The sequence below is a fragment of the Pseudomonas sp. PSKL.D1 genome (assembly GCF_028898945.1).
Taxonomy (GTDB): domain Bacteria; phylum Pseudomonadota; class Gammaproteobacteria; order Pseudomonadales; family Pseudomonadaceae; genus Aquipseudomonas.
Genome location: NZ_CP118607.1, coordinates 4117242 through 4131048, shown reverse-complemented (window position 1 = coordinate 4131048; position 13807 = coordinate 4117242). Strand labels below are relative to the sequence as shown.

Genomic DNA, 13807 nt, shown 5'->3' with positions numbered 1-13807 from the left:
CCATCGGCCCTTTCATCGAGCAGTCAAGGTTTGCCGCCCATGAGCAATGTTCGCAGCAAAATCTGCGGGATCACCCGCATCGAGGATGCGCTGGCCGCCGCCGAGGCGGGTGCCGATGCCATTGGCTTTGTCTTCTATGCCAAAAGCCCGCGTGCCGTGGATGTGCGCCAGGCGCGGGCGATCATGGCCGAGCTGCCGCCTTTCGTGACCACGGTCGGGCTGTTCGTCAATGCCTCGCGCTGCGAACTGAACGAGATCCTCGAGGCCGTGCCACTGGATTTGCTACAGTTCCACGGCGACGAAACGCCAGCGGATTGCGAGGGCTACCACCGCCCGTGGATCAAGGCCTTGCGCGTGCGCCCCGGTGACGACCTGGAGGCGGCCTGCCAGTTTTACGCGGGCGCCCGTGGCATCCTGCTCGATACCTTTGTACCTGGCGTCCCGGGGGGGACCGGCGAGGCGTTCGACTGGTCGCTGGTGCCGGCGCGGCTGAGCAAGCCGATCATTCTGGCTGGCGGGTTGTCGGCCGACAACGTCGGGCAGGCGATTGCCCAGGTAAGGCCGTATGCCGTGGATGTCAGCGGCGGTGTCGAGCAGGCCAAGGGCATCAAGGACGCAGCGAAGATCGAAGCGTTCATGCAGGCGGTCAAACAGGCTTGATGCCAGATGTGACGGCTGGCTGCGCGCCATCGTCCATAGCTTTCGTAGCCCCGCGGGGCAGGCTGTCGGTACGCTGGCGGCCAAAGAACACGTTGACGGCGGCGCGGTACGCAGGCAGCTCCTGTGGCCGGGCCGTCATGGTTTTAGTGAAGATTTTGAGCTCAAAGGGCAGCGCATGGCCGGCAACACTGGCCCCCGCCCGCCAATTACTGGAGAAATAAAGCATGAGCAACTGGTTAGTCGACAAACTGATCCCATCGATCATGCGTTCCGAGGTGAAGAAGAGCTCGGTGCCGGAAGGCCTGTGGCACAAGTGCCCGGCCTGTGAGGCCGTGCTGTATCGTCCGGAGCTGGAGAAGACCCTGGATGTCTGCCCCAAATGCAACCACCACATGCGCATCGGCGCGCGTGCACGCATCGACATCTTCCTCGATGCGCAAGGCCGTGCCGAACTGGGCGCCGACCTGGAACCGGTCGACCGCCTGAAGTTCCGTGACGGCAAGAAGTACAAGGACCGCCTGGCCGGTGCGCAGAAGCAGACCGGCGAAAAAGACGCCCTGATCTCCATGAGCGGCACCCTGATGGGCATGCCGATCGTGGTCAGCGCCTTCGAGTTCTCCTTCATGGGTGGTTCCATGGGTGCCATCGTCGGTGAGCGCTTCGTGCGTGCCGCCAACTACGCCCTGGAAAACCGCTGCCCGATGGTCTGCTTCTCGGCCTCCGGTGGCGCGCGCATGCAGGAAGCACTGATCTCGCTGATGCAGATGGCCAAGACCTCTGCGGTGCTGGCGCGCCTGCGCGAAGAAGGCATTCCGTTCATTTCGGTGCTGACCGACCCGGTTTACGGTGGTGTATCCGCCAGCCTGGCCATGCTGGGTGACGTCATTGTTGGCGAACCGAAGGCACTGATCGGCTTCGCCGGCCCGCGCGTGATCGAGCAGACCGTACGCGAGAAACTGCCGGAAGGCTTCCAGCGCAGCGAGTTCCTGCTGGAGCATGGCGCCATCGACCTGATCATCTCCCGTGGCGAACTGCGCCCACGCCTGGCGCGCCTGTTGGCGCAAATGACCGGCCAGGAAACCCCTGAGCAGGCGCGCGAGGCGGCTGCGGTCGCGTGATGACGGAGCGCAGCCTGGGCGAGTGGCTCGCCTACCTCGAGCAGTTGCACCCCGTCGCCATCGACATGGGGCTGGAGCGTTCGCAGACGGTGCTCGCCCGGCTGGCGCTGGGCAAGCTGGCGCCGCGCATCGTCACGGTAACTGGCACCAACGGCAAAGGCTCGACCTGTGCGTTCGTGGCGTCGATGCTCCGCGCCCAGGGGCTGAAGGTGGGGGTGTATAGCTCGCCCCACCTGCTGCGTTACAACGAGCGGGTGCTGATCGACGGCCAGGAAGCCAGCGATGAGCGCCTGTGTCAGGCCTTTGCCGCCGTTGAGGCGGCGCGGGGCGACGTTTCCCTGACCTACTTCGAAATGGGCACGCTGGCGGCGTTCTGGCTGTTCCATCAGTCGGCGCTGGATGCCGTGGTGCTGGAAGTGGGCCTGGGTGGCCGCCTGGATACTGTGAACGTGGTGGATGCCGACCTGGCGCTGGTCACCAGCATCGGCGTCGACCATGTCGATTACCTGGGGGATACCCGCGAGAAAGTGGCCTTCGAAAAGGCCGGTATCTTCCGTGCCGGCAAGCCGGCGCTGTGTGGCGATCTGGACCCGCCGCAACCCTTGCTGGACAAGGCGGCCGAGCTGTCGGCCCCGCTGTCCCTGCGCGGTCGTGACTTTGACCTGGCCGTTGGCGAGGGCGTGTGGCACTGGCGCGGTACGCAGGCAGATGGCAGTCAGGTTGCGTTGCGCGACCTGCCGTTGCTGGACCTGCCAATGGAAAATGCCACCCTGGCCCTGCAGGCTTATCTGTTGATGGGCATGCCATGGGACGCAGGGTGCATACGCCAGGCGTTGCTCGACACCCGCATTACCGGGCGTCTGGACCGTCGCGTGGTCAACTGGCAAGGCAAGCGGGTGGAGCTGCTGCTGGATGTGGGGCACAACCCCCATGCGGCGCAGTACCTGGCCCGCCGCTTGTCCAACCGTTCGCTCAAGGGCCGCCGCCTGGCAGTGTTCGGGTTGCTGGCTGACAAGGATCTCGGAGGTGTCATCGCGCCGTTGCAAGGCTTGGTGGACGACTGGGCGGTCACACCGTTGCAATCGCCACGTAGCCGCCCGGCGGCAGAGCTGGCGGGTGCCTTGACGAACCTTGGTGCCGCGGTGAAGTCTTACCCCAGTGTCGACGCCGCCCTCGAAGGGCAATGCGCGCAGGCGACGGTGGATGACCAGATTCTGCTGTTCGGTTCGTTTTTCTGTGTTGCCGAAGCCTTGGCGTGGCTGGAGCGGCAGGCCCTGGAGGGGTGACTAGATGGCAGTGCTGGACAAAGGAATGAAACAGCGCATGGTGGGCGCATTGGTGTTGGTGGCATTGGCGGTGATTTTCCTGCCGATGCTGTTCACCCGTGAAGACGAAATGCGCCAGGTACAGGTTGAGGCCCCGCAGGCCCCGGCCATGCCGACGTTGCCTGAGGTGAAGGTGGAGCCAGTGGCCGTGCCCGAGCCGCAGCCGCTGCCCGAAGAGCCCGAGCAACCGCCGGTGGTGGTCAATGAGTCCACAGCCCCGGTGGCAACCCCAAGCCAGCCGATCACGCCGTCGCCGCAAACCCAGGCGCAGCCTCAGCCAAAAGCGCAGACGCCGGTGCCGACGCCTGCCCCCAAGGTCGAATCTCGCCCGGCCCCAGCGGCCACGGCCAGTGCGCCGTCAAAAATCGACACCAACGGTTTGCCGGTCAGCTGGTCGATCCAGTTGGCGAGCCTGTCCAATCGGGCGGGGGCCGAAAGCCTGCAAAATACGCTGCGTAGCCAGGGTTACAACGCCTATGTCCGTTCGGCCGGTGGCATGAATCGGGTGTATGTGGGGCCGTTGATCGAGCGCGCCGAAGCGGAGCGTGTGCGTGATGCGATCAACCGCAAGCACAACCTCAAAGGTTTTGTGGTGCGGTTCCAGCCAGAACGCGGTTAGTTTTCGCCTTTCTTTTTTTGTTGCCTGTCAGATCGAGCGCCGCCCACGCGGCGTATCGCGGCTAAAGCCGCTCCTACATTTGTTGCAACGTGCCGAACCTGTCAGGCCATGGTTGCCAGCCTTGGTGCGCGTTTTCCTGACTTTAAAGTCCATGAAACCCCCGTGGGTGCGGGCTTGCCCACTGCTAATTCCGCTTACCCCAAGCCCCATGCTCTGGTAAAATGCGCCGCCTCAAAGGTCTGCAGGCAGCACCGTGGCATTTACCCTGGTTGATTGGGCGATCATCGCGATCATCGCCGTCTCCACACTGATCAGTCTCAAGCGCGGCTTCGTCAAGGAAGCCTTGTCGCTGCTCATCTGGATCATTGCCGGTGCGGTTGCCTGGATGTTCGGCGGGTCACTCTCGGTGTACCTTGAAAGCTATATTCAAACCCCGTCGATGCGCATCATCGCCGGCTGCGCCATTTTGTTCGTCGCCACCTTGCTGGTGGGGGCGATGGTCAATTTCCTGATCGGCGAGCTGATCCGCGTGACCGGGCTGTCCGGCACCGATCGTTTCCTCGGCATGGCTTTCGGCGCAGCGCGCGGGGCCTTGCTGGTAGTCGTCGCCATCGGCCTGCTCAGCCTGGGGCCGGTGCAACAAGATACCTGGTGGCAGGAATCACGCCTGATACCACAATTTCTATTGGTCGCAGACTGGTCGAAAAACCTGATTCTGGGTTTCACCGGTCAGTGGATGTCCAGTGGGGCGATCAGCAGTCCGGTTGATCTCCCGTTCAAGGAACAGTTGCTCGGGCCAACAAAGCACTGAGCGCTTTTCGTTCAAGTTTCATCAAAGTAGGGGTTGCGTCGCATGTGTGGCATCGTCGGTATCGTCGGTAAGTCGAACGTCAATCAGGCGCTGTATGACGCGCTTACGGTCCTCCAGCACCGCGGCCAGGACGCTGCCGGTATCGTGACCAGCCACGACGGCCGGTTGTTCCTGCGCAAGGATAATGGCCTGGTGCGTGATGTCTTCCAGCAGCGCCACATGCAGCGCCTGGTTGGCCACATGGGTATCGGCCACGTGCGCTACCCGACCGCGGGCAGCTCGACTTCGGCCGAGGCCCAGCCGTTTTATGTCAACTCGCCTTACGGCATCACCCTGGCGCACAACGGCAACCTGACCAACGTCGAGCAGCTGGCCAAAGAGATTTACGAATCCGACCTGCGCCACGTCAACACCAACTCCGACTCGGAAGTGCTGCTGAACGTGTTCGCCCATGAACTGGCCGTGCGCGGCAAGCTGCAGCCGACCGAAGATGACGTGTTTGCTGCTGTGTCCCACGTGCACAGCCGTTGCGTGGGCGGTTACGCCGTGGTGGCGATGATCACCGGCTACGGCATCGTCGGCTTCCGTGACCCCAACGGCATCCGCCCGGTGGTGTTCGGCCAGCGTCACACCGACGAAGGCGTGGAATACATGATCGCCTCGGAAAGCGTGGCCCTGGACGTGCTCGGCTTTACCCTGATCCGCGACCTGGCGCCGGGCGAAGCGGTGTACATCACCGAAGAAGGCCAGCTGTATACCCGCCAGTGCGCCACCAACCCACAGCTTAAGCCGTGCATCTTCGAACACGTTTACCTGGCCCGCCCGGACTCGATCATGGATGGCGTGTCGGTGTACAAGGCGCGCCTGCGCATGGGTGAGAAGCTGGCCGAGAAGATCCAGCGCGAACGCCCGGACCACGACATCGACGTGGTCATCCCGATCCCGGACACCAGCCGCACCGCCGCGCTGGAGCTGGCCAACCACCTGGGTGTGAAGTTCCGCGAAGGCTTTGTGAAAAACCGCTACATCGGCCGTACCTTCATCATGCCCGGCCAGGCGGCGCGCAAAAAGTCCGTACGCCAGAAGCTCAACGCCATCGAGCTGGAGTTCCGCGGCAAGAACGTGATGCTGGTGGACGACTCGATCGTGCGCGGCACCACCTGCAAGCAGATCATCCAGATGGCCCGCGAAGCCGGTGCCAAAAATGTCTACTTCTGCTCCGCGGCCCCCGCGGTGCGCTACCCCAACGTCTACGGCATCGACATGCCGAGCGCTCACGAATTGATCGCCCACAACCGCACCACCGAACAGGTGGCCGAGTTGATCGGCGCCGACTGGCTGGTCTACCAGGACCTGCCGGACCTGATCGAATCGGTCGGTGGCGGCAAGATCAAGATCGAGCAATTCGATTGCGCGGTGTTCAACGGTGAGTATGTCACCGGCGACATCGACGAGGCCTACCTCGACCGTATCGAGCAGGCCCGTAATGACCTGGCCAAGGTGAAGAACCAGGCGGTCAGCGCGATCATTGACCTCTACAACAACTGATTTAGGGAGCGACGGCATGACGGATCAATGGGATGCCGGGCGACTGGACAGTGACCTCGAGGGTGTCGGCTTCGACACCCTGGCGGTGCGCGCCGGTCAAAACCGTACAGCGGAAGGGGAGCACAGCGAAGCGCTGTTCCTGACTTCCAGCTATGTGTTCCGCACGGCGGCTGACGCCGCTGCGCGCTTTGCCGGCGAAACGCCGGGCAACGTCTACTCGCGCTATACCAACCCGACCGTGCGCGCGTTCGAAGAGCGCCTGGCGGCTATGGAAGGTGCCGAGCAGGCGGTGGCAACGTCCACTGGCATGTCGGCACTGCTGGCCGTGGTCATGTCGCTGTGCAGCGCCGGTGACCACATTCTGGTCTCGCAGAGCGTGTTCGGTTCGACCATCAGCCTGTTCGAGAAGTACTTCAAGCGCTTTGGCGTGGAAGTGGACTATGTACCGCTGGCCAACCTGAGCGGTTGGGAGCAGGGCATCAAGGCCAACACCAAGCTGTTGGTGGTCGAGTCGCCTTCCAACCCGCTGGCCGAGCTGGTCGACATTGCTGCCCTGGCAGAAGTCGCCCATGCCCGTGGCGCCATGCTGGTGGTGGACAACTGCTTCAGTACCCCGGCCTTGCAGCAGCCGCTGAAGCTGGGTGCCGACATCGTGTTCCACTCGGCCACCAAGTTCATTGACGGCCAGGGCCGTTGCATGGGCGGCGTGGTTGCCGGGCGCAGCGAGCAGATGAAGGAAGTGGTGGGCTTCTTGCGCACCGCTGGCCCGACCTTGAGCCCGTTCAACGCCTGGATCTTCACCAAAGGCCTGGAAACCCTCAAGCTGCGCATGCGCGCCCATTGTGAAAGCGCCCAGGCGCTGGCCGAGTGGCTGGAGCAGCAAGATGGCGTGGAAAAGGTGCATTACGCCGGCCTGCCAAGCCACCCGCAGCACGAACTGGCCAAGCGCCAGATGAGCGGCTTTGGTGCGGTGGTCAGCTTCGAGGTCAAAGGGGGCAAGGAAGGCGCCTGGCGCGTCATCGATGCCACCCGTGTGATCTCGATCACCACCAACCTGGGTGACAGCAAAACCACCATCGCCCACCCGGCCACCACCTCCCACGGCCGTCTGTCGCCGCAGGAGCGTGAGGCCGCAGGCATCCGCGACAGCCTGATCCGTGTGGCCGTGGGCCTGGAAGACCTGGCTGACATCAAGGCGGACATCGCCCGTGGGCTGGCGGCACTGTGATCGACTGGAAGGGCGGCGGGCCGGGCCATAACGGCCGGGTAGCCTTGGTAACCGGTGCCGCGCGCGGCATCGGCCTGGGCATCGCCGCCTGGCTGATCTGCGAAGGGTGGCAGGTGGTGCTCAGCGACCTGGACCGCCCGCGCGGGGCCAAGGTGGCCAAGGCGTTGGGTGACAATGCCTGGTTCATCACCATGGATGTGGCCGACGAGGCGCAAGTCAGTGCCGGGGTGTCCGAAGTATTGGGGCAGTTCGGGCGCCTGGATGCGCTGGTGTGCAACGCCGCCATCGCCAACCCCCACAACCAGACGCTCGAAAGCCTGAGCCTGGCGCAGTGGAACCGGGTGCTGGCGGTCAACCTCAATGGCCCGATGCTGTTGGCCAAGCATTGTGCGCCGTACTTGCGTGCGCACAACGGCGCCATCGTCAATTTGACGTCCACCCGCGCCCGGCAGTCCGAGCCGGACACCGAGGCCTATGCGGCCAGTAAAGGTGGCCTGGTGGCGTTGACCCATGCCCTGGCCATGAGCCTGGGCCCGGAAATCCGCGTCAACGCGGTTAGCCCCGGCTGGATTGACGCCCGCGACCCGTCGCAGCGCCGCGCCGAGCCGTTGACCAAAGCCGACCATGCCCAGCACCCGGCGGGCAGGGTAGGGACGGTGGAAGATGTGGCGGCGATGGTGGCCTGGTTGCTGTCGCGCCAGGCGGCGTTTGTCACCGGCCAGGAGTTTGTGGTCGATGGCGGGATGACCCGCAAGATGATCTACACCTGAGTCGTTAGTGTTCGCCGTTGGCCTTGTGGTGTGTTTGAGATCGAGCGCCGCCCGCGCGGCGCATCGCGGCGGTCCGACGTCTCGGTAAATCCGCTCCTACAGGCATGCGCCAGGCTAGCGGCCATGGCGTAACAGGTTTGGCACGTTGCAACAAACGTAGGAGCGGATTCATCCGCGATGCGCCGCGCGGGCGGCGCTCGATCTACGCGCCACCACAAACCTCAAGCCGAGCTCATCAATTCACACCTTTTTTGAAAAAAATCCAACAGGGCTATTGACTTAGGTTCGCTACCTGCGTAAATTTCGCGGCCTCAGCGAAGCAAACGCAACACTGGGTAGCGATACTCAGAAGCGCGAAGCAACATGCGAGGGTGATTAGCTCAGCCGGGAGAGCATCTGCCTTACAAGCAGAGGGTCGGCGGTTCGATCCCGTCATCACCCACCACTTCATGAGATGTTCCTGGTGCAAGGCGCTTCGAAAGAAGCACGATGCCAGAGAGGAACAAGGCCTGATAAGCCACACTGCGCAGCGGTAGTTCAGTCGGTTAGAATACCGGCCTGTCACGCCGGGGGTCGCGGGTTCGAGTCCCGTCCGCTGCGCCATTTTCAAGTAACAGATGGGTGCCTGGCACCGGTCTGAAGCCAAAGGCGAATACGCCTGAAGCTGATCCCAGTTTCAATCAGGTGAAAGCCTGAACGATACGCAGCGGTAGTTCAGTCGGTTAGAATACCGGCCTGTCACGCCGGGGGTCGCGGGTTCGAGTCCCGTCCGCTGCGCCATCTTCGCTTCGAAGTCCCTAGAACACTTCGAAGCAAACACAAAGAGAGCGATCAACGTGTCGCTTTTTTTGTGCCTGCCCTGAGGCTGAAAAGCCGGCAAGGGTAGACCCAGGTTTCAAACAGGTGAAAGCCTGAATGATACGCAGCGGTAGTTCAGTCGGTTAGAATACCGGCCTGTCACGCCGGGGGTCGCGGGTTCGAGTCCCGTCCGCTGCGCCATCTTCGCCTAGAAGTCCCATGAACACTTCGAAGCTACAAAAAAGCGACCTCAGGGTCGCTTTTTTCGTTTCTACGGCCGGCGAACGGCACGCTTCGCAACACCTTTACACGAAGCTGACCAACTCTTCACCGATCAACGGTTTCAGTGTGCCTGCGCTGTGTTGCACAATAGGCACCTTCATGACTTACCCGGAATTCGCAATGACCAGATCATCCGTCATCGGTGCGCTCGGGCTGGCCCTGGTGCTGGCGGGCGTGACCGGTTGCTCTTCAAAAAAGGCTGCCGTTTACGAGCACGAAAACTTCGATGACTCAGGCACTTACTCGCGCAGCTTCCCGGTAAGCGAGGCAGGGTCGTGCGAGGCTGCCCGCCGCGCGTTGTTGAGCCAGGGCTACATCATCACCAGCAGTGGCCCCAACCAGCTCGCGGGTAACAAGAGCTTTCAGCAGAACAGCGAAAACCACCTGCAGATCAGTTTCAACGTAACCTGCGCACCGGACAGCAGTGACGAGCAGCGCTCGACCATGTTCGCCAACGCCCTGCAGGACCGTTACGCGTTGAAGAAGTCCAACACCTCGGCCAGCCTCGGCGTAGGTGTACTGGGCTCGGTATCGATGCCAATCGGCTCCAGCGACGATTCCATGGTCAAGGTTGCCAGCGAGACGGTTACCGCGCCTCAGTTCTATGAGCGTTACTTCGCGCTGGTCGAAAGTTACCTGCCCAAGCCAAAGAAGGTCAGCAAGGCCAAGGTTGAGGCGCCTGCGCCAAAGCCTGAAAAACCCGCGCCAGCCCTGGGCTTGCCAGAGCAGGCATCGGCAGCCCCGGTACCGGCGGCTGCACCTGTCGACTCTGCAGCGCCAGCCGCGCCTGCCGCAGCCGCCATTGTGCCGGCCAGCGAAGCCCCTTCGGCCCCTGTGGTGGATGACAGCCAGAGCTCGCAACCGGTCGCCCCTCCGGCAGAGGCTGCACCTATCGAGACGCAGGAAGAGGCGAAACCGGCCGAGGCCGCATCGGTAACGCCCTGAGTGGGCGCATCCGTGTCGCTCGATCGGCGCGCGGATTACACCCAGTGTCACATGCCCTCTTGCAAGCGCTGCCGAATGTGTTCGATCGCGGTCCTGGCGCGGGCGGCCAGGGGCCATTCTGCACGGTGGATAAGCCACAGTGTGTCGATGACCGGGCTGCCGCATTCAATAACCTGAATTGCGCGCTGATCGGCAAACGCCTCTCGAGCGAAACGCGGCAGGACAGTAAAGCCCAAGCCGCGTGCGACTGGCTCCAGAATCAACCCCACCTGATTGCTGAAGCCCCGCACTGGAACTTCGCGAATGTTCGGGCGGCCCGGGTAACGTCGGCTCAGAAGGCGTGTTGCCATCCCGACGCCATCAGGATGGTCGATGAAGCCCAGTGCAATCAGCGTGTCCCAGCCTTCATACTCCACCCCTGCGGGCAGTATCAATTCCAGTGGCTCGTCCATGAACCGTTGCGCGTTCAGGCGAGGGTCTTCGGGCTTGAACGTGACCAGCCCCATGTCGTACCGATTGCTTAAAATCGCCTCCAGCACCTCGTGGTCAGGAGCAAAGCGATGGCGGATGGTCAGGCCGGGGTGCCGTTGCTGGTAGTTCAACAGCAGCGGGTAGACGGTGAGGCCGATACTGCCAGGTGTTACCAGGCTGATTTCACCGTGTTGTTCATCGGCGCCAGACAAACGGGCCTGAAGCGCCCAGGACGCACGCTCCATATCTCTACCGTAATCCACCAGCGCGAGCCCCGCTGGCGTTAACTCGACGGTCCTGGATTGCCGGATCAACAAAGGCCCAAGTTGCATTTCCAGGTATTTCACATGCTGGCTGACGGCAGCCTGGGTCAAGTGCAAGCGCTCAGCTGCTCGTGTGAAGTTACCCAGTTCGGCGACGTTGAGAAATGACCTCAACCACTGTGGGTTTATCATCATGAAATGTTATTGATTCGATAACTGGATGGTGGTTCTTATTATAGTCAGGCGTCGTTACTGTTGACTTCTGATCGTTAGGAGCTCACACATGCCTGTTTATCCGCGCAGCTTTTCCCACATTGGTTTGTCTGTCACCGATCTGGACGGTGCCGTAAAGTTCTACACCGAGGTGATGGGTTGGTACCTGATCATGCCGGCGACCACGATCACCGAAGACGACAGCGCCATCGGGGTGATGTGCACTGATGTGTTTGGCCCTGGTTGGGGGGAGTTTCGCATTGCCCACCTGTCCACTGGCGACCGGGTAGGCGTCGAGATCTTCCAGTTCCGCAATGCCGAGCGGCCCGAGAACAACTTCGAATACTGGAAAACGGGCGTCTTCCATTTTTGCGTCCAGGATCCGGATGTCGAAGGCCTTGCAGCCAAAATCGTCGCCGCCGGTGGCAAGCAACGCATGCCGGTACGTGAGTACTTCCCCGGCGAGAAACCGTACCGCATGGTTTACATGGAAGACCCGTTCGGCAACATCCTGGAAATCTACAGCCACAGCTATGAACTGACCTATTCGGCCGGAGCCTATCAGCCATGATGCAATCGTCTTATCGTGCCTGGGTTTGGCAGGGCAGCGCTGACCCCGCCGAGCTTAAGCTTGTTGAAAAACCAATGGCTGACCCGGGTGCTGGCGACGTGCTGATTCGCAACGTGGCCATCGGCCTCAACCCCGTGGACTGGAAGGTGTTGGGGGGTGATCTCGTCAACTGGCAGCCAGGCCATGTTCCGGGTGTCGATGGTGTCGGGGTGGTGGTTGCTGTAGGTGAGGGCGTGCCGGCAGCCTGGGTTGGCCAACGGGTTGCGTATCACCAGAGCCTGGCCCGTGATGGCAGTTTTGCCGAGTACTGCGTGGTGCAAGCTCGTGTGCTGTTGCGTTTGCCCGCTTGCGTGGATTGGGCCACTGCTGCGAGCCTGCCGTGCCCGGCGCTTACTGCGTGGCTCGCGCTGGAGAAGCTGCCAGCAAGCTGCAAACAGCTGCTGATCACAGGTGCAGGCGGCTCTGTGGCGCATCACCTGATTCAAATGGCGTCACGCCGTGGCCTTGCAATCACGGCTTTAAGCCACCCTCGCCATACTGATCGCCTGATCTCGCTGGGGGCTGGCGCATGGTCGCACGGCCCATTGGAGGGTCCTTGGCAAGGGCCTGAATGCTTCGACGCAGTGATTGATACAGTCAATGCTCAACACGCCGAATGGCTCGCGCCGAGTTTGCGTGCGAACGGCCACCTTGTCTGCGTGCAAGACCGCCTGAACGCGTCGCCCGTGCCCCCCTTCACGCGTACGTTGTCGTTGCACGAGGTTGCCCTGGGGGCTGCGCATGCGTTCGGTGACGACCGTACCTGGCGTGAGCTGGTGCATGCCGGGGAATTGCTGTTCGCTGAACTGGGTAGCGGGCAATGGGTGCCAGACGCGGTCAATGAAGCGCCTTTCGAGCACCTGGCGCTTCACCTCGCGGGCTTGCAAGGCAGGACGTACGCGGGCAAGGCGATTGTGCGCCTTGATCCGGCTTGAAGAGGCCGCCTGCCCGCAGCCGTTAAGCGCGCTTGCCGAACTCGGCGACTTGCGCTGTCCAGCCTTGCACGCGCTCGCTCAACGACAACCCCAGACCGGGACGGGTGGGCACCAGCATGCGCCCGTCACGCGTCTCAAGGCGTTCGTTGAACAGCGGTTCCAGCCATTCAAAGTGCTCGACCCAGGGCTCGGTCGGGTAGGTGGCTGCCAAGTGCACATGCAGCTCCATGGCAAAGTGCGGGGCGATCATCACACCGGCCTGTTCGGCCATGGCCGCGACTTTCAGGTACGGCGTGATACCGCCAACCCGAGGTGCGTCCGGCATCAGGTAGTCGGCACCGCGCAGCTTGATGAACTCGGCGTGTTCGGCAACGCTGGTAAGCATCTCGCCAGTGGCGATCGGCGTGTCGAACTGCTGGGCCAGGGCCGCGTGCCCCTCGGCGTCATAGCAGTCCAGTGGTTCCTCGATCCACACCAGGTTGAACGCTTCGAAACGGCGGCACATGCGCTGTGCGGTCGGCCGGTCCCACTGCTGGTTGGCATCGACCATCAGCGGGAAGCTTTCGCCCAGGTGTTCACGCACGGTACTGACGCGGTGCAGGTCGAGCGCACAGTCCGGTTGGCCAACTTTGAGTTTGATGCCGCCAATGCCTTTTTCCCGGGATAGGTCGGTGTTCTTCAGCAACTGATCCAGCGGCGTGTGCAAAAAGCCGCCAGAGGTGTTGTAGCACCGCACCGAGTCACGCTGTGCGCCCAGCAGGCGTGCCAGGGACAGGTTGGCACGCTTGGCCTTGAGATCCCACAGGGCCACGTCGAAGGCGCCGATGGCCTGCGTCGACAGCCCGCTGCGGCCTACTGAGGCACCCGCCCAGCACAGCTTGGTCCACAGTTTGGCGATGTCGCTGGGGTTTTCGCCCAGCAGCGCCGGTGCAATCTCTTTGGCGTGGGCGAACTGGCCCGGCCCGCCTGCACGTTTGGAGTAGCTGAAGCCGAGGCCCTTGTGGCCGTCCTCGGTTTCGATCTCGGCGAATAAAATGGCGATTTCGGTCATTGGCTTTTGCCGACCGGTCAGCACTTTGGCGTCACTGATCGGGTTGGCCAGCGGCAGGAATACCGAAGACACCTTGACGTGAGCGATGCGGTCGCCGTCGGCGCAGGGGCGTTGTTGTTCTTGTGTGAGCATGGGGCTCTCCTGAGGGTCGAGTGGTGGG

Annotated in this window: 14 protein-coding genes and 4 tRNA genes; 15 read left to right on the top strand and 3 right to left on the bottom strand. The window is 62.4% G+C overall.

Annotated features, from left to right (window positions below; genetic code table 11):
* Window positions 1–39: 39 nt before the first annotated feature.
* Window positions 40–660: a phosphoribosylanthranilate isomerase gene (locus PVV54_RS18195; RefSeq protein ID WP_274906588.1), complete on the top strand. Its 621-nt coding sequence runs from the start codon at window positions 40–42 to the stop codon at window positions 658–660.
* Here the strand turns inward: PVV54_RS18195 and PVV54_RS18190 are convergent.
* On the bottom strand, window positions 647–886 hold the full coding sequence (locus PVV54_RS18190; RefSeq protein WP_274906587.1) for a hypothetical protein: 240 nt from the start codon (window positions 884–886) through the stop codon (window positions 647–649). The genes PVV54_RS18195 and PVV54_RS18190 overlap by 14 nt on opposite strands.
* On the opposite strand from PVV54_RS18190, the gene accD reads away from it, so the two are divergent.
* The 12 genes from accD to PVV54_RS18130 all read left to right on the top strand — a co-directional run bounded on the left by accD (window position 885) and on the right by PVV54_RS18130 (window position 10104).
* A complete protein-coding gene (gene accD / locus PVV54_RS18185; RefSeq protein WP_054902374.1) occupies window positions 885–1778 on the top strand; it encodes an acetyl-CoA carboxylase, carboxyltransferase subunit beta in 894 nt (297 codons plus the stop codon). The two genes, PVV54_RS18190 and accD, sit on opposite strands and share 2 nt — an antisense overlap.
* A complete protein-coding gene (gene folC, locus PVV54_RS18180; protein WP_274906586.1) occupies window positions 1778–3064 on the top strand; it encodes a bifunctional tetrahydrofolate synthase/dihydrofolate synthase in 1287 nt (428 codons plus the stop codon). Before accD ends, folC begins: the two co-directional genes overlap by 1 nt.
* A gap of 4 nt (window positions 3065–3068) precedes the next feature.
* Window positions 3069–3722, top strand: a complete 654-nt coding sequence (locus tag PVV54_RS18175; protein ID WP_274906585.1) for an SPOR domain-containing protein — start codon at window positions 3069–3071, stop codon at window positions 3720–3722.
* A 253-nt stretch (window positions 3723–3975) separates the two neighbouring features.
* Window positions 3976–4533, top strand: coding sequence for a CvpA family protein (locus tag PVV54_RS18170; RefSeq protein WP_274906584.1), 558 nt, complete (start codon window positions 3976–3978; stop codon window positions 4531–4533).
* 42 nt (window positions 4534–4575) lie between these two features.
* Complete coding sequence (gene purF, locus PVV54_RS18165; RefSeq protein ID WP_274906583.1) at window positions 4576–6081, top strand: amidophosphoribosyltransferase; 1506 nt, start codon at window positions 4576–4578, stop codon at window positions 6079–6081.
* Between the two features lie 16 nt (window positions 6082–6097).
* The gene (locus PVV54_RS18160; RefSeq protein WP_274906582.1) at window positions 6098–7309 is read left to right on the top strand and encodes an O-succinylhomoserine sulfhydrylase; all 1212 of its coding nucleotides are present in this window, start codon (window positions 6098–6100) and stop codon (window positions 7307–7309) included.
* Window positions 7306–8079: an SDR family oxidoreductase gene (locus PVV54_RS18155; protein ID WP_274906581.1), complete on the top strand. Its 774-nt coding sequence runs from the start codon at window positions 7306–7308 to the stop codon at window positions 8077–8079. The genes PVV54_RS18160 and PVV54_RS18155 overlap by 4 nt, the downstream gene beginning before the upstream one ends.
* A gap of 369 nt (window positions 8080–8448) precedes the next feature.
* Window positions 8449–8524 (top strand) — tRNA-Val (locus PVV54_RS18150).
* Between the two features lie 81 nt (window positions 8525–8605).
* Window positions 8606–8682: transfer RNA gene (locus PVV54_RS18145), tRNA-Asp, on the top strand.
* A gap of 100 nt (window positions 8683–8782) precedes the next feature.
* Window positions 8783–8859 (top strand) — tRNA-Asp (locus PVV54_RS18140).
* 142 nt (window positions 8860–9001) lie between these two features.
* Window positions 9002–9078: transfer RNA gene (locus PVV54_RS18135), tRNA-Asp, on the top strand.
* Between the two features lie 201 nt (window positions 9079–9279).
* Window positions 9280–10104: a DUF2242 domain-containing protein gene (locus tag PVV54_RS18130; RefSeq protein ID WP_274906580.1), complete on the top strand. Its 825-nt coding sequence runs from the start codon at window positions 9280–9282 to the stop codon at window positions 10102–10104.
* 47 nt (window positions 10105–10151) lie between these two features.
* On the opposite strand, the gene PVV54_RS18125 is transcribed toward PVV54_RS18130, so the two are convergent.
* Window positions 10152–11030: a LysR family transcriptional regulator gene (locus PVV54_RS18125; protein WP_274910460.1), complete on the bottom strand. Its 879-nt coding sequence runs from the start codon at window positions 11028–11030 to the stop codon at window positions 10152–10154.
* Window positions 11031–11121: 91 nt separating this feature from the next.
* On the opposite strand from PVV54_RS18125, the gene PVV54_RS18120 reads away from it, so the two are divergent.
* Together PVV54_RS18120 and PVV54_RS18115 are read left to right on the top strand one after the other, a co-directional pair.
* Window positions 11122–11622 carry a lactoylglutathione lyase family protein gene (locus tag PVV54_RS18120; RefSeq protein ID WP_274906579.1) on the top strand — a complete coding sequence of 167 codons (501 nt, stop codon included), beginning with the start codon at window positions 11122–11124 and terminating at the stop codon, window positions 11620–11622.
* 74 nt (window positions 11623–11696) lie between these two features.
* The gene (locus tag PVV54_RS18115) at window positions 11697–12596 is read left to right on the top strand and encodes an alcohol dehydrogenase catalytic domain-containing protein (protein WP_274906578.1); all 900 of its coding nucleotides are present in this window, start codon (window positions 11697–11699) and stop codon (window positions 12594–12596) included.
* Window positions 12597–12618: 22 nt separating this feature from the next.
* Here PVV54_RS18115 and PVV54_RS18110 read toward each other — a convergent pair whose 3' ends face one another.
* Window positions 12619–13779 (bottom strand): L-talarate/galactarate dehydratase, encoded by a 1161-nt coding sequence (locus PVV54_RS18110; RefSeq protein ID WP_274906577.1) that lies wholly within the window; start codon window positions 13777–13779, stop codon window positions 12619–12621.
* Between the last annotated feature and the right edge of the window lie 28 nt (window positions 13780–13807).